17 protein-coding genes and 1 pseudogene are annotated in these 14,657 nt (G+C 71.3%); 7 read left to right on the top strand and 11 right to left on the bottom strand.

Annotated elements, in window-relative coordinates:
• The 6 genes from KS423_RS20530 to KS423_RS20505 form a co-directional block, all read right to left on the bottom strand.
• Positions 1-335 (bottom strand): hypothetical protein (locus tag KS423_RS20530; RefSeq protein WP_224281021.1); only part of this gene is annotated, 335 nt, incomplete at its 3' end.
• Between the two features lie 4 nt (positions 336-339).
• Positions 340-2,148 carry a hypothetical protein gene (locus tag KS423_RS20525; RefSeq protein WP_224281020.1) on the bottom strand — a complete coding sequence of 603 codons (1,809 nt, stop codon included), beginning with the start codon at positions 2,146-2,148 and terminating at the stop codon, positions 340-342.
• Entirely contained in the window at positions 2,142-2,345 is a 204-nt protein-coding gene (locus KS423_RS20520; protein ID WP_374119991.1) for an ammosamide/lymphostin RiPP family protein, read from the bottom strand. Before KS423_RS20520 ends, KS423_RS20525 begins: the two co-directional genes overlap by 7 nt.
• 179 nt (positions 2,346-2,524) lie before the next feature.
• Positions 2,525-3,154, bottom strand: a complete 630-nt coding sequence (locus tag KS423_RS20515) for an NADPH-dependent FMN reductase (RefSeq protein ID WP_224281018.1) — start codon at positions 3,152-3,154, stop codon at positions 2,525-2,527.
• 75 nt (positions 3,155-3,229) lie between these two features.
• Positions 3,230-4,060 carry a BTAD domain-containing putative transcriptional regulator gene (locus tag KS423_RS20510; protein WP_224281017.1) on the bottom strand — a complete coding sequence of 277 codons (831 nt, stop codon included), beginning with the start codon at positions 4,058-4,060 and terminating at the stop codon, positions 3,230-3,232.
• A 476-nt stretch (positions 4,061-4,536) separates the two neighbouring features.
• The gene (locus KS423_RS20505; protein WP_224281016.1) at positions 4,537-4,728 is read right to left on the bottom strand and encodes a hypothetical protein; all 192 of its coding nucleotides are present in this window, start codon (positions 4,726-4,728) and stop codon (positions 4,537-4,539) included.
• Between the two features lie 254 nt (positions 4,729-4,982).
• Here KS423_RS20505 and KS423_RS48530 point away from each other — a divergent pair, with 254 nt between their 5' ends.
• The 3 genes and pseudogenes from KS423_RS48530 to KS423_RS20500 form a co-directional block, all read left to right on the top strand.
• Positions 4,983-5,495: a Dna2/Cas4 domain-containing protein gene (locus KS423_RS48530; protein ID WP_374119990.1), complete on the top strand. Its 513-nt coding sequence runs from the start codon at positions 4,983-4,985 to the stop codon at positions 5,493-5,495.
• Positions 5,492-5,620 carry a hypothetical protein gene (locus tag KS423_RS47440; protein WP_263455062.1) on the top strand — a complete coding sequence of 43 codons (129 nt, stop codon included), beginning with the start codon at positions 5,492-5,494 and terminating at the stop codon, positions 5,618-5,620. The genes KS423_RS48530 and KS423_RS47440 overlap by 4 nt, the downstream gene beginning before the upstream one ends.
• A pseudogene (locus KS423_RS20500) lies at positions 5,581-5,844 on the top strand (IS5/IS1182 family transposase); the annotation flags it as partial. The gene KS423_RS47440 and the pseudogene KS423_RS20500, both read left to right, overlap by 40 nt.
• Here KS423_RS20500 and KS423_RS20495 read toward each other — a convergent pair.
• Positions 5,840-6,286 (bottom strand): DUF1772 domain-containing protein, encoded by a 447-nt coding sequence (locus KS423_RS20495; RefSeq protein ID WP_224281015.1) that lies wholly within the window; start codon positions 6,284-6,286, stop codon positions 5,840-5,842. The pseudogene KS423_RS20500 and the gene KS423_RS20495 sit on opposite strands and share 5 nt — an antisense overlap.
• Positions 6,287-6,377: 91 nt before the next feature.
• Between KS423_RS20495 and KS423_RS20490 the strand changes: the two genes are divergently transcribed.
• A complete protein-coding gene (locus KS423_RS20490; RefSeq protein WP_224281014.1) occupies positions 6,378-6,956 on the top strand; it encodes a TetR/AcrR family transcriptional regulator in 579 nt (192 codons plus the stop codon).
• Between the two features lie 265 nt (positions 6,957-7,221).
• Here KS423_RS20490 and KS423_RS20485 read toward each other — a convergent pair whose 3' ends face one another.
• Together KS423_RS20485 and KS423_RS20480 are read right to left on the bottom strand one after the other, a co-directional pair.
• Entirely contained in the window at positions 7,222-7,674 is a 453-nt protein-coding gene (locus KS423_RS20485; RefSeq protein ID WP_224281013.1) for a cupredoxin family copper-binding protein, read from the bottom strand.
• Between the two features lie 106 nt (positions 7,675-7,780).
• A complete protein-coding gene (locus tag KS423_RS20480) occupies positions 7,781-8,410 on the bottom strand; it encodes a TetR/AcrR family transcriptional regulator C-terminal domain-containing protein (RefSeq protein ID WP_374119992.1) in 630 nt (209 codons plus the stop codon).
• Between the two features lie 441 nt (positions 8,411-8,851).
• Here KS423_RS20480 and KS423_RS20475 point away from each other — a divergent pair, with 441 nt between their 5' ends.
• Positions 8,852-10,462, top strand: coding sequence for an MFS transporter (locus tag KS423_RS20475; protein WP_224281012.1), 1,611 nt, complete (start codon positions 8,852-8,854; stop codon positions 10,460-10,462).
• Positions 10,463-10,469: 7 nt separating this feature from the next.
• On the opposite strand, the gene KS423_RS20470 is transcribed toward KS423_RS20475, so the two are convergent.
• Together KS423_RS20470 and KS423_RS20465 are read right to left on the bottom strand one after the other, a co-directional pair.
• Positions 10,470-11,231, bottom strand: a complete 762-nt coding sequence (locus KS423_RS20470; RefSeq protein WP_224281011.1) for an ABC transporter permease — start codon at positions 11,229-11,231, stop codon at positions 10,470-10,472.
• Positions 11,221-12,153, bottom strand: coding sequence for an ATP-binding cassette domain-containing protein (locus KS423_RS20465; protein WP_224281010.1), 933 nt, complete (start codon positions 12,151-12,153; stop codon positions 11,221-11,223). Before KS423_RS20465 ends, KS423_RS20470 begins: the two co-directional genes overlap by 11 nt.
• A 166-nt stretch (positions 12,154-12,319) precedes the next feature.
• Here KS423_RS20465 and KS423_RS20460 point away from each other — a divergent pair, with 166 nt between their 5' ends.
• Positions 12,320-13,588, top strand: coding sequence for a sensor histidine kinase (locus KS423_RS20460; RefSeq protein WP_224281009.1), 1,269 nt, complete (start codon positions 12,320-12,322; stop codon positions 13,586-13,588).
• Between the two features lie 97 nt (positions 13,589-13,685).
• Positions 13,686-14,360 carry a response regulator transcription factor gene (locus KS423_RS20455; protein WP_224281008.1) on the top strand — a complete coding sequence of 225 codons (675 nt, stop codon included), beginning with the start codon at positions 13,686-13,688 and terminating at the stop codon, positions 14,358-14,360.
• Positions 14,361-14,657: the final 297 nt, after the last annotated feature.

The raw sequence follows: 14,657 nt of genomic DNA, 5'->3' as shown, positions 1-14,657 counted from the left end.
ACCGCCGAGGCCACGTCGTCGCCGCGCGGGCCGGGCTCGACCGGCAGGCGCCGGCCCACCCGGCCGCGCAGCTTCGACAGTTCGCGCAGTTCGGCCCGGTCCCGCTCGCGGTCGGCGCCGGTGACGGACTTGGCGATCGCCTCCTGGAGCCGGGCGCGGCTCTGCTCGAACCGCGCCACCGCCTCCCGGTACTCCGCGGCCGCGGCACCCGCCGGCCCGTCACCGAGAGCGGTCAGCAGGTCGATACCGAAGCCCGCCCTCCGCAGCAGCAGTCGATCGTAGAGCTGCCACGTGGCCCGCTGTCCCGTCTCCCCTTGGGTCGCTTGGTCCGTCATGGCCTCAGTCCTGAAAGTTGATCAGGTCGAACGGGCGGTTGAGCTTGGTCCGCGGCTTGGGCAGCAGCCCTTGCAGGTCGGCGCCTTCGGCGACGGCCTTGGCGAGGGCGTCCGCCTCACCGGGACGGGTGAGGCTCAGCGGTGCCATGGCCGCCACCGACCCGGCCGCGTCCACGGAACCGGTCGTCATCACCCGACCCGCCTGGGCCAGCGCGATGCGGTACGGATCGCCCAGCAGCCGGGCCGCGGACTCGGCGCGCTCGTACTGTTCGGCGCCCGCCGTCGCGTCGCCGCCGGAGGCGTGCAGCATGCCCAGTTCGAGACGCACCTCGGTCTCGTGGAAGAGGTCACCCAGCTCGGCCGCGTTCACCAGCGTGGTGTCCAGGTCCTCCAGGGCGGCGTCCCGCTCGCCGACGAGCAGCCGCAGCCCGGCGCTGCGGTACGCGTGGTGCTTGCGGAAGCCCGCGTTCGACGAGCCGGTGGCCTGCTTGAACTTCTCCCAGGTCGCCAGCGCCGAGGCGTGCTTGCCCGCCTTCTCCTGGAGCACGCTGATGTTCGAGTACAGGTTGATCCGCAGATGTGCGGCACTGGCGTCGGTCAGGCCCGCCATGCAGGCCAGCGCCTGCTTCTCGTGCTCGAAGGCCGCCCCGAGCCGCCGCTCCGCGAACAGGGTCAGCCCGCGCAGGTTGTGCAGCCAGCCGCGCTCGCGGCGCACGCTCTCGGCCTCGCCCGGACGCTCCGCGACGACCTCGAAGCCCTGTTCCACCTCGGCGACGGCCTCCGCCAGCCGGTTCTTGCGCTTGGACAGGGTGAGTGCGGAGTACAGGTGCGACTGGGCCCGCAGCTCCGGGGAGAGGCCGGCGGCGTCCTCCCGGATGGCCCGGAAGCAGGCGATGGCCGTGTCCTGGTCCCCGCGGAAACCCGCCTGGATGCCGAGCACCTTGAGCAGGAAACCGCGTACGTCGGCGGTGCCGCGCAGGATCGCCGTCTCGAACTCGATGGCGTGGACGAGCTCTTCCTCGCGCTCCGCCCTGGCGAGCAGTTCGGGTATGCCCGACTCGGGGATGCCGGCGAGCAGCCCGATCGCCTCGTCGGCGACGACCGCCATGCCCTCCCAGTTCGCGGAGAAGAACGCCCTGCGGCAGTAGGCCAGTGCGGCGGCCACCCGGTCCGCGGCGGAGCTCTCGGAGTCCCTCGCCCGCAGGAACAGTTCGCCTTCCTCGGACACCGGCACGAATCCGGAGTCGGACGCCGTGCCCAGGTCCGTGACCAGGTCGTCCGCGGTGACCGGCAGCCCCATGCGGCGCAGGCACCGCACCCGCTCCCCGCGGTAGTCGGCGTACCGGCCGACCGGCTCGCGCACGGAGGCCGGCGCGTCGAGCAGCAGTTCGGCGCCCTCGACGAGCTGCGCGTGCTCGAAGGCCCGCATGAAGCCGCGCAGGGAGGACAGATCGGTCCCGCCCATCCCGCTGATCAGCAGGGGCCGGCCCAGCTGCGCGCTGCCCGCGCAGAGGGCGGTGGCGGCCACCGTCAGCACGCGGTAGACCTGCTCGCTCTCCCGGTGCAGCCGCCGCTCGGAGGGCGCGAGCGCGATCTCCTCCAGCGGCGCGGTGCCGGGTGCGGTCTCGGCGGGAAAGAGCTCCGCCCATTCGGACGGGTGCCGGGCCGCGAGCCCGGTGAAGTCGGCGCCCTCCGTGCGCAGGGCGCTGATGCCCGCCCGCAGCCCCGTGTACGAAGCGGCCGGGCCGGTGTTCACGTCGACCAGGACGGAGTCGGTGGATGCGCGGCCCGCCTCGGCCGCCCGCGTCACCATCGCGAGGGCTCGGTGGTGGCGAGGGCGAGCGGCGCGATCTTGTTCTCGACCTCGTCGAGGTCGAAGTCGACGTCGTCCAGCTCGTCCAGCGCGTCCAGTTCGGTGTCCTCGGCGGTCTCCGCCTCAGCGGCTTCCGCCTCGGGGGCGAGAGCCTCGGTGGTCTCCTCGGGCTCTGTGGACTTCGCGGTGTCTTCCATGGCGCGCTCCATTCGGAATCACGGTCGGACATGGGAATGCGGATGCGGAGGATCCGGTGTCAGGGCAGCCGGAACCAAAGGGGTGGGCGGATCGTGGCGGCAGACGTACGGGGAGGGCTGCGGTCGGCGGAGCCGACGGCGTGCCCCACGGCAGTCCCGGACGACGCCGGGACGAGGGCTCAGCCGACCGGCGTGCTCATCCGGGCGAACTCGACCACCTGCCGCCCGACGGTGGCCAGTTGCGCGGTGACATGCGGGTCGCCGTCGCTGTCGTCGGATGCCAGGGTGACGCTCTCCGTGTTGATGGCCACTCCCAGGGGAGTGGGCCAGCCCCTCAGCGCGTGCACGACGGAGCGCAGCCCCGCCAGCGTCGAAGCGGCCTGCGTCCCGCGTGCGGTGACGACGCAGCCGACGGCGCGGCCGTGGAGATAGGGACGCGCGTCCTCACGCAGGTCCTCCAGGTAGTCGAGGGCGTTCTTCACCAGACCGGAAACGCCCCCGTGGTAGGCGGGCGTGCCGATCACCAGACCGTCGGCGAGGGCGACGGCCTCGACCAGCTGCCGGGCCGCAGGGGTGCGCAGTGACTCCCCCGGGGCGTAGAGCGGCAGTTGAAGTTCTTCGGCACCCAGCAGCAGGGTGCGGGCCCCCGCCGACGCGGAGGCCGCGAGTACCGCCCGTACCGCCCGTTCCGTCGAGGAACCGGAGCGGACGGTGCCCCCGATGCCCACGATCAGGGGCCCGGCGTCGGCTGAGGCACCAACACCGGGATTCTCCACCGAGGGAACGGAACCCTGGTTCGTCTCCAGCACGGCTACCCCAAACTCCTTGATCGGTCGCGGATTTCGGAGTCTAGACAGGGTGGTTATGTATGGGTTATGCGCTGGTTATGTGCCGGTTATGCGTTGGCCGGAGGTCTGGGCCGGAGTCCGGGCGGGCGCGTCCTGGGTGCGTAGAACTCGCTCCAGAAGCCGCTGGGTGTCAGGGCTGACATCGATGTCCAGACCATCCGACATCCGGGCACAGCACAGCTTGTACCAGGACCGGGCCTGCCCTAACTGCCCCAGTTCACCGTGCACTTGGATCAGGGTCCGGTAGACGTCCTCCTGGTACGGGTCGATGTCCAGCGTGCGGCGGCACATGTCGATGACCTCCGGCAGCTCGCCCCGGTCCAGCGCCTCCTGGAGGAGGAAGTCCGCCGCTCCCAGGGCGAGGGACCGTACCCAGTCCCGCTGTTCCCTGACCCAGTCGGCGGTCTCACCGGGCAGGAAGTCCCCGGTGTGGAGCGCCAGGGCGCTGCGGTAGTACTCCGCGGCCGCGTGCGGGTCACTGCGAGCCGCCGCACGGTGCCCTTCGTTGCACAGCCGTTCGAGCTCCTCGAAGTCCAGCCAGGCGTCATGGAGTTTGAGGGAGTAGCCGTACTCGTTGAAGACGATCTCCGCGGCCGGCTGCTCTCCCGCGGCTTGCTGCCCGCTGAGTATCTGCTGCACCGCGTGCTTGGCGACCTTGAGGGAGCTTGAGCCCGCCGACCGGGTGCGGTCGGGCCACAGTGCGGCGTGCAGTTCGTCGCGGTCGACCGTACGGCCCCGGTTGATGAGGAGGTAGAGGAACAGCGTGCGTGCTTTGCCGGCCCGCCAGCGTCTGACCGGGAGTCCCCTCAAGTCCAGTGAAAAGCCGCCGAGGCAGCGTACGACGGCACGTGTGGAAATCTCGGCCATGTGGAAACCCTCCTCCTTCGTGGGGGCAACAGGATGCGAACGCGCGGGCGCGGTCGGTCGGTTCAGGCCTGCGGCGGGGGCAGTCCGGCCGGCGGTACGACCGGGGTCGGGGCCACTCGCCTCCCCTGTATGTCTTGACGTACGGGAACATCGCGACCGTTCGGAGGATGCCGGGCAGGCGGACGGCCAGGAGCGGAGTCTCCCGTTCGGCCCGGGAGTCGGCGGAGGACTTCGGGGGCCGGTTCACGGCTCTCCACGTGTGCGGGTCGGCCCGATCGGCATCACGTCGGTGCTCTGCGTCGGTCGTGACGTGATGGCTCGGCGATCGTTTCCGCCCGGGTCGCGCTCGACCGGGCCGGCCGGTGACCGACATCGCCGCGGTGCGGCCGACGATCCGACCCGCCGTCGTCGCTCCACAGCCGGCCGTGGGAGTCGACGACGTACCCGCCGCACTGCGCCTTGTCGTCGCAGCGTCCCTACGGGACGGTGCCGAAGCAGTGGGACTTCTGCAGGATGCTCTCCTGGGAGCCCTTGCCCCACCGGAGGATGCCGACGGTGTACTCACCCATGGTGAGGTATCGCAGCTTCTTGGGCAGGCCCTCATGCAACTCGGCCTGGTTTCCGCGACATTCGGCGCTCTTCCCGGCCTCGTCGATCAGCGACTTCACGAAGTCGATTCCGAGAAGGCGCCGTTGATCACCGCGCCCGGGTCTGTGTACGCACGATCGGTGTGCTGATTCCGCTGACGCATTCCACCCCGTGGCGATGGCGGCGGAGGCCCGGGCCGGTGTGACGAGCGTGAGCCCGGCGGTCGCGGTAGCGGCGGCGACCACGGGTCCAGGCGGCTTGCGCAGCATGATGTACGTCTCTCCAGGGTCGCTCGCCAGGCGCCGTCCGGCCGCCCGAGTCAGGAAGATCAGGAATGACTCTGGCTTCTGGGAATAAACAAGTGATGAACAGCGGACGCGGCCCCTTCGCCCGCCTGTTTCGGCTCGCCGGGTGGACGAACAGTGGCGCCCCGCAGGGTGATTCGAAGCCGCCTGTGGTTCGTCCTCGAAGGATCAGGCGGCGCGAGGGACTGCCCGCCGGTTCTCACGTTCCGTGCAGCGCCCGGAGGAGTGAGCCCTGCTTGCCGCCCCGGCACCCGCATGCCGGAGCGGCCCTGGTTCGCGTGGCACCGCTTCGGCATTGCCCATGCCAACTCCGGCTCCACGCGCGCGGCTACCGGCCCGAGGGTGGCAGCGGCCTGGTCGTCCTCGGGAAGGTCGTCAACGAGGCGACGTTCACGTGTCGACGGAACGTCAACCTCGGCGAAGCCTGCATCGACTGCGTGACGGCCGGCGCCGTCGCGGGCCTTCCCCTCGCGCTGATCTCCGATCGGGTGGATCGCCTCTCCTGGCGCGTGCACAACTGGCCGGTCCGGAGCAGAAGATGATCGACCATCACTTGAAACGGCGGGCTGAGGCGCCGGTGGCGATGATCGGGACGGGCGGACGGCCGAAGATGATCCAGGGTGAGAAAAGCGGCGACGTATCCGGCGCCGTCACAGGCTCCGCCTGAAGGCCGCACTCCTGAGACGCTCCCGGGGCGGGCGGACCGGCAAGGTTCCCCTCGCCGCCGACCGCAGGTGCCGCCCGCGAGTGTTCGTCCTGACCGCGGGCCAGGACGGCCGATGGCCCGCACTTCGTCCCCGTGCCGGACGAAGTGCGGGCCCATCGGTCGTCCGCGCACCCGCCCGGACGCGGTTGCCGCGGGGCAGGGCGTACTCGCCCCGCGGGCTCAGGTGAGGGCGGCGACCAGCAGCGTGAAGGCGGCGATGATGACGGCGACGCGGACGTAGTGCCAGCGGTCCCAGCGGTTGCTCTGCTCCTTCCAGTCCTCGGGCCGGTTCTCGGGGGTCCACGTCTTGCCCCGGTTGTTGATCGGGACGAGCAGCAGGATCGACATGATCACGCTGAGGATCAGCAGTGCGGCGGCGGTGACGACGAGGCCGGTGCCGGGGCGGTGCCATCCGGCGACGGCCCAGACCGCGACCAGGACGAGCGAGGAGATGTACCAGACCGGCATCACGGCGCCGAGCATCCGGCCCCCGTGGGCGCGGCCGAGCTGGCCGCTGTCCTCGGGGAGTGCGTCGAGGATCCGGTTGACGACGAAGGCGACGGAGAACTCCACCCCCACCATCACGCCGACGGACACGGTGGTGAAGACCTCGAGTGCGTTGAGCATGATGACCCCTCCTGGGATCTAGCGCTGCTAGCCGATGAGGCAACGCTAGCGCTGCTGACGCTCGATTGTCTAGCGGTGCTAGGATCGAATCATGTCGGTACAGGAACGCAAGCAGCGCGAACGGGCGGACCGTGAGCGCCTCATCGTGGCCACGGCCCGCGAACTCGCCGAGCAGCAGGGCTGGGACGCGGTCACCACCCGCCGGCTCGCCGAGCGCATCGAATACAGCCAGCCCGTCCTCTACAGCCATTTCCGCGGCAAGCGCGAGATCATCGGCGCCGTCGCCCTCGAAGGTGCCACCGAGATGGCCGCGGCGCTGCGGGCCGCGACCTCCGCCGCGGACGGCCCCCGCGCCCGGGTCACCGCCCTCGCCCGCGCCTACCTCGACTTCGCCGAACGCAATCCGGCGGTCTACGACGCCATGTTCCAGCTCGACGGCGGCCTGGCGTTCGCGCACGAGGACACCCCGGAGGCGCTGAAGGACGGCTTCGCGGCCCTGCTGGAAAGCCTCGGCGAGGTCGCCGGGGACGGAGTCCACCCGGCACTGTTCACCGAGGTGTTCTGGGCGGCCCTGCACGGGCTGGCCACCCTGACCCGGGCGGGACGGCTGCCGCCGGAGGACACCGAGCGGAGGGTGGAGCTGCTGGTGGACCGGCTCGCCGTGGTCTGACACACCGTCCCGGCGGGTGCGTCGACGGGACCCTCGGGCCCCGTCGACGCACCCGCGGCATCACTTGCGGTCACTTGTGCCCCCACGGCGCAGCCGCGGATCGCCGGGCCCCGGACCCGCTACGGGCACTCACCTCGGAAGCCGCAGTGCTCATCGGTCACGGCCCGATACGTGCCCCGGCAGGCGGTGACGGACAGTTGAGCGGAGTCAAGAGCTGGCCTCGGTACGCGGCATTCCGCTCGGCCGGACTCCTTCGCCACGATGTCTACTGCACCACGACCGTGCCGTGCATGAAGGGGTGGATCGAGCAGATGTACGCGTATGTCCCGGGTGTGGTGAAGGTGTAGCTGTACGAGGCGCCTTGGCCCAGCATCCCGGAAGCGAGCGGGCCGGAACCGCTGCTGGTCACCGTGTGCGTGTCGGTGTCGTTGTTGGTCCAGGTGACAGTGGTGCCCGTGCTGACCGTGAGCGTGCCGGGCGAGAACGCGTAGTTCGCTATGGTGACCTGCTGCGCTCCGGCGGCCGGGGCCTTGGGCACGGCCGTCAGGACGGTCTGCGACACCGAGGGCGCGGCGACCCCGTGCGATTGTGCGGCCACCGGACCCCCGGCGCCGAGCGCACCGAGTCCTGCGGCGACCACAGCGGCCACCAGGGGCCTCGCGATCCGACGGCGCGCATTGTCGTTGGTCTTGGTATTCCTGCGTGATGTCTCAGTCATGATGCCCACCCAAGTGTGTTGGCTTGACGCAGGGCCTCTTTCAGCGTATCCCGCTCGCCGCCGGAGGGGCATCCCGGCAGGTTGACCGCCCAGGACCTCCGCCGGATCACGGGTGAGGCCGTGTCCCCTGCCTTGCAGCAGCGTCGGTGTGGCGTCGTGCGAGATCGGCTGCGATGCCGTCCAGGACGCCGGCGAGACCTGCGGCGAACAGGGCGTCGAGGTCCCAGGGGTCGGCGCCCGCGCGCATGGCGCGGGCCAGCCGGGGATACGCCCCGGGTTCGTACAGCGGGCTCCGTGCGCGGTCCGGGGCCTCCCGTCCCTCTTCCGTGGCAGTCCTCGACTGCCGCTCCGCCTCCGCGTCGCTCACGAGGGTCAGTGCGACGCCCTGCACGTAGGAGGCGAACATGAACATGTACCGGAAGGCGTCGGCCGGTTCGAGGTCGAGCCCGTCGAACGAGGAGAAGGCGCTTTCGCTGTCCGCGGCCAGAGCGGGGCTGAAGTACGCGCGGGTCGTCACCATGACTCTCGGCAGGATCCACGGATGGCGGTGGTACAGGTCCCAGTCGCGGTGTGCGGCGCGTTCGAGGCCGTGACGCCAGTCGCGTGGGGGTGAGTCGGGCAACGGCACGTCGGTCATCGCGGCTTCCACCATCAGGGTCACCAGGTCGTCCTTGGATGCCACATGCCGGTACAGGGACATCGTGCCGGTGCCGAGTTCCATGGCGACCCGCCGCATCGACAGCGCGTCGAGCCCCTCCGCGTCCGCGACGGCGATCCCCGCCCGCACGATGCGCTCGACGGTGAGGTGCCGCGTGCCGTCGTCGCTCTCCGGGGCGCGGGCCGGTGTTTCCGCCCTGCGTGTCCGGTAGGCCCTGGCCTGGCACGCACGGGAACAGTAGATCCTCGGCCGTCCCCGGTCCGCAGGCTCCATCGCCCTTCCGCACGACACGCATGTCGGCTGCACGGACATCGGCATCCTCCTTTTCGTCACACGCATGAAGTGTGTCGAAATTCTAGACCGCCGGCACGAACGCTCCCGAATCGACGTCAAGAATGCAGGTCAAAAACCCTTTGCCGTGCTTTCCTGGGCGTGCGTAGTCTGCATCTGCTGAAGCGTACGACGTACGCATCCGGAGCGGTCCGGCCGATCCGGATCTTGCACGGACCAGGAGAGGGCATGACTGAACACGAAGGAAGAGCCGGAAGCAGGGAGTGGGTCGGTCTCGCCGTCCTGGTGCTGCCCTGCCTGCTCGCGTCCATGGACATGTCCGTCATGTTCATCACCCTCCCGTCCCTGGCGGCGGACCTCGGCCCGAGCGGTTCCGAACAACTGTGGATCATGGACTCCTACGGGTTCCTCCTCGCCGGCCTGCTCATCACCATGGGGACGCTCGGTGACCGCTTCGGGCGGCGGCGGGTGCTCCTCGCGGGCGCCGCGGCCTTCGGCGTCGCCTCGGTCCTGGCGGCCTGCTCGACCAGCCCCGGGACGCTCATCGCGGCCCGCGTGCTCCTGGGCATCGCCGGAGCCACGCTGGCGCCGTCCACCCTCTCCCTGATCCGGAGCATGTTCCACGACGCCGCGCAGCGGGCCACCGCGGTCGGCATCTGGACGGCCGGATTCGCGGGCGGTGCCGTGCTCGGCCCGATCATCGGCGGTCTGCTCCTGGAGCACTTCTGGTGGGGATCGGTCTTCCTGGTCAACGTGCCGGTGATGGTCCTGCTGCTGATCCTCGGCCCGCTCCTGCTCGCCGAGCACCGCGACCCCGAGCCGGGCCGTTTCGACCTGCTCGGCGCCGCCATGTCCCTCGTGGCCGTGCTCGGCGTCATCTACGGCATCAAGGCTGTGGCGGAGCACGGCTTCGGTTGGATTCCCCTGGCATGCTGCATCGTCGGAGTCACCGTGGGGGCGGCATTCCTCCGCCGTCAGCACACGGCTGCGAACCCGATGATCGACATGAAGCTGTTCCGCACACGCCGGTTCACCGTGCCCCTGCTCATCGACGCGCTGGCGACGTTCGGACTGGTCGGCTTCAGCCTGTTCAACTGGCAGTTCATGCAACTCGTCCTGGGCATGGGGCCGTTGGAGTCGGCCGTGTGGTCCTTGCCCACCTTCCTCGTGATGCCCGTGGGGATCGCGCTGGCCACTGCGATCGCTCCCCGCATCGGCAAACACAACGTGATCGCCGCCGGGCTGCTCGTGGCCACCGCCGGCTACGTCGTGCTGACTCTGCTCCGGGCCGATTCGGGAATCGGCCACCTCGTCAGCGGCATGACCGTCGTCTCGATCGGCATCGGCGCCGTCTCCGCCGTCGTCACCGAGGTGATCCTGTCCGCCGCACCACCGGAACGGGCCGGGGCGGCCTCCGCCATGGCCGAGACCTCGGCCGAATTCGGCGGCGCACTGGGCATCGCGCTCCTGGGCAGTATCGGCACCACCGTCTACCGTTCCGAACTGGCCGCCAAGGCGCCCGACAACCTCACCCCCGAAGAACTGGAGGCGGCAAGGAGCACCCTCGGCGGCGCGGTCGAGACCGCCGCAGCCCTCCCGCAGGGCGTCGCTGACACCCTGCGGAACGCAGCCTTCGACGCCTTCGCCCAAGAAACCCGGATCGCCTCGACGGTCAGCGCCGTCCTGATGACCGGGGCGGCCATCCTCATCGGCACTCTGCTCCGCACCGCGCGCACCCGGACCGGCCCCGAGGCGCTCCAGCCTGCAGCGGAGCGCCATGACGGGAACCGGGCGGGGAGCCCGCCCCCCGAGGCAACCTCGAAGGCGAAGGGAGTTTGAGCATCAGTCAGCTGTCCTGGCTGCGCAGCGTGAGGTAGCCGGACAACAGGGCCGCCGCTGCCCAGGCCGCGAGGATCAGCAGACCAGTCGCCGGGCTGAGGCCAGGATCGGCCTTCATGACCTCGGCACCGGCGTGGTCGGGCAGGTAACGGGCGGCGGTGCGCAGCGCCGGGACGGCGTTGGCGATCGGCGAGAGTACGAAGACGAAGGCGAACAGCAGCGAGAGCGCGAGCGCGGTACTGCGCAGCATCGTCGCGACTCCCACTGAGAACAGGCACATCAGGGTCAGGTAGAGGCAGGCCCCGAGGACGGCGCGCAGCGCTCCGGGATGGCTCAACTCGACGCCTTGTGGGCCCAGGGCCGTCTGGGAGGCGAGGAAGGCGAGGAAAGCGGTCGGGACGGCCACCAGCAGGGCCACCGTGCCGGCGGCGGTGATCTTGGCGAGGTAGAAGAGGCCGCGCCTGGGCACCGCGGCGAGCGAAGTGCGGATCATGCCACTGCCGTACTCGGCGCAGACCAGCAGGACCGCGAAGGCGATCAGGGCCAGTTGGCCGAACTGGACGCCGACGAATCCGGCGTCCACCGGATTGAAGTCGGAGCGCAGCAGGTCGCTCTTCCTGTCGATCGCCGAGCGGGCCGAGGCGCCGTTCAGCACGCCGATCCCGACGCTGACGACCAGGGCGACCACGAGCGGGACGAGCGTCGACCGGACCGTCCGGATCTTGGTCAGTTCGGCCCGGACCACGGCCGTCGGTGCGTTAGAGGACATGCTGGTTCCTCCCCGTGAAGGCCCCGGCCCGGTACTGGGCGGCGTCGCTGGTGAGGCGGAGGAAGGCGTCCTCCAGGGAGGCCGTGCGGGTGGCCAGCTCCCCGAGGACGAGCCCGGCCTCGGCCGCGATCCGACCCACCTTCTCCGTTTCGGCGCCGTCGACGACCACGGCGCCGCGCTCCTCCTGGTGCGCCGTCAGCCCGGCGCGGGTCAGGGCGCCCAGCAGCCGGTCCGGCTCCGAGGTGCGGACCAGCACCTGGGGACGGCAGTTGTCGGCGATGAAGTCGTCCATGCCGGTGTCGGCGAGCAGCCTGCCGCGCCCGATCACCACCAGGTGCTCGGCGGTGATCGCCATTTCGCTCATCAGGTGGCTGGACACCAGGACCGTCCGGCCCTCGGCGGCCAGGCCCTGCAGCAGCGTGCGGATCCAGCGCACGCCCTCCGGGTCGAGGCCGTTGACCGGTTCGTCCAGCAGCAGCACCTGCGGGTCGCCGAGCAGTGCGGCGGCGATGCCGAGCCGCTGGCCCATGCCGAGCGAGAAGCCGCCGGCCCGGCGGGAGGAGACGGACTCCAGGCCCACCAGGGCGAGCACCTCGCGGACCCGGGCGCGGCCGATCCGGCTGGTCCGGGCGAGCCACAGCAGGTGGTGGTAGGCGGTGCGGCTGCTCTGCACCGCCTTGGCCTCCAGCAACGCGCCGACGTGCCGCAGCGGTTCGCGTAGCTCGTGGTAGGCCTTGCCGTCGTAGCGGACGTGGCCCTTGTCGGGGCGGTCCAGGCCGAGCATCATGCGCAGGGTGGTGGACTTGCCGGCCCCGTTCGGGCCCAGGAAGCCCGTCACCCGGCCGGGCCGGACCGTGAAGGTGAGCCCGTCGATCGCGATCGTGTCGCGATAGCGCTTGGTCAGTTGCCGTAGTTCGATCACGGCATCAGGCTGCCGCGGAGCGGTGCCGCGGCACATCGGCCGGCGCTCCGAACCGTGGCCTCCACCGGGCGGCGGAGGCCACGGGCTCCACCGGCGCCTTCTCATACCACGGGCGGTCGTTCCCGGGGCTGAGGCACTGTCGTGCCCGAGCGGCTACGGTGAGCGCATGGCCCAACTCCCACCGACCTGGCTGACGCTGTACCGTGACGGTGCCGTCCGGCCGCTGCGCCGGAGCGAGTTGGTGGCCGTCGACGGCCTGGTGGCGGTGGTGCTGACCGCGCTGTTCCTGGCGTTGCCGGGCCCGGCGTGGAGCTCCTACGGCGGGTGGTCGGCTCGGCTCGCCCTCGCGGCCGCGATGGGACTGCCGCTGGCCCTGCGCCGGGCCCGCCCGGCTGCGGTCTGTGCGGTGGTCACGGCGGCCTCGGTGGTGGCCTCGGTGGCCGGCACCGTCCGGGAGCCGTTCCTCGGTGTGGCCCTCGCGCTCTACCAGGTGGCCGTCACCACCCCGGCCCGGCGGGTGCCCACCCCGGTGATCGGGGCGGTGAGCGGCGGCGTGCTGGTGCTGCTCCTGATCTCGGGCTCCCCGAGCGGAGGCGGGCAGGACCTCGTGCTCCACCTGGCCGGCCTGGCCGTGGCCGGGATGGCCTGGGTGCTCGGGCGGGCGGTCCGCGAGCGGCGTGCGCATGCCGCCCGCTCGGCCCGACGGGTCGCCGTGGAGGCCGTCACCGAGGAACGGCTACGGATCGCCCGGGAGTTGCACGACATCGTGGCTCACCACGTCGGGGTGATCGCGGTGAAGGCCGGCGTGGCCAATCACCTGTTGGCCACCCATCCGGAGGGGACCGGCGAGGCGCTGTGGGTGATCGAGACGGCCAGCCGCTCGGCGCTGACCGAGATGCGGCAGATGCTCAGCGTGCTGCGGGCCGGCGAGTCCGAGCCGGAGGCCGACGGGGTGGACGGGCTGCGCCCGGCGCCCGGGCTCGCCGCGCTGCCCGAGCTGGTGGCCGGCGCCACCGCGGCGGGGCTCACCGCCGAGCTGCGCACCGAGGGCACCGCCGACCTGCCTCAGGGGGTGCAGAGTTCGGCGTACCGGGTGGTGCAGGAGGCGCTGACCAACGTGCTCAAGCACGCCGGGCCGACCCGTTGCCGGGTCGATCTGGTCGCTGACGGGCGGGAGTTGCGGATCGAGGTGACCGATGAGGGCGCCGTCACGGCCCGGGCCGCCCGTCGGGCCGGCCACGGCGGCGGGTACCTGACGTGGCACGGTCCCACCGAGGCGGCCGGGCACGGGAGTGGCCACGGCCTGATCGGCATGCGGGAGCGGGTGGAGTTGTTCGGCGGACGGTTCGACGCCGGGCCGCTGTCCGGCGGCGGCTTCGTCGTTCGGGCCGAACTTCCGTACCGGACCGCGGCGTCCGTGGGGGAGGAGCCCTGATCAGGACCGGCATGACGAACCGCCCGGAGCCGGGGCGCCGGACCGGCCGGGCGGGCGCCCCGCCCCCGGGCGGAACGACGAACGCGTGGAGGACCGTGTGACCGAGCCCGTCCGCGTCCTGGTGGTGGACGACCAGGCGCTGCTGCGCGGCAGCTTCCGGATGCTGATCGACGCCGAACCCGGCCTGACCGTGGTCGGCGAGGCGGCGGACGGCGCCGCCGCGATCGAGCTGGTGGTCGAGCAGCGGCCCGACGTGGTGCTGATGGACGTGCGGATGCCCGGCACGGACGGCATCGAGGCCACCCGGACGATCTGTGAGCGGAACCCGAGTGTGCGGGTCCTGATGCTCACCATGTTCGACCTGGACGCGCACGTCTTCGCGGCGCTGCGGGCCGGAGCAGCCGGGTTCCTGCTCAAGGACATCCCGCCCGCCGAACTGCTGCACGCGATCCGGGTGGTGGCCGCGGGGGAGGGCCTGCTCTCGCCGAGCGTCACCCGGCGACTGATTTCGGAGTTCTGCCGCCACCCGGCCACCGAACCCGCGGGTCCACCGCCCGCACTGGACGGCCTGACCGGCCGGGAGCGGCAGGTGCTCCAACTGGTGGGTGCCGGACGGTCCAACGCGGAGATCGCGCAGGAACTGCACATCTCCGCGGCGACGGTGAAGACGCACTTGAGCCACCTGCTGGACAAACTCGACGCCCGGGACCGGGTCCAGCTGGTGATCGTCGGCTACGAGAGCGGACTGCTCACCCCGCGCCACCGGGTCTGACCGGTCGGCTCCTGTACGCCGCCACCCGTACCAAGCACGTGATGTGCTCAGCGCCGCCCCCCAGAGCCGCATCCGAAGGGATTGCGTGAGGGTCTTGGCGCCCCCACCGGCCCACTGGCTCTGTGTGTGGGGGCGCACGGTAGCGCCGCAGCGCCCGCGCGCTCCGGCGCTACCCGCCCGCCGTCGTCAGTGCAGCAGCACCCGCAGGCTGAGCAGTCCCCGGTGCCTTGGGTTCTCCTGCCACTGCGCGGCCGCGGCCGGTTCGGCCAGGCGCAGGGCCGGGAAGCGGCGCAGCAG

The organism is Streptomyces sp. LS1784 (assembly GCF_020103755.1).
Taxonomy (GTDB): domain Bacteria; phylum Actinomycetota; class Actinomycetes; order Streptomycetales; family Streptomycetaceae; genus Kitasatospora.
This window is presented reverse-complemented; position numbering and strand designations above follow the sequence as displayed.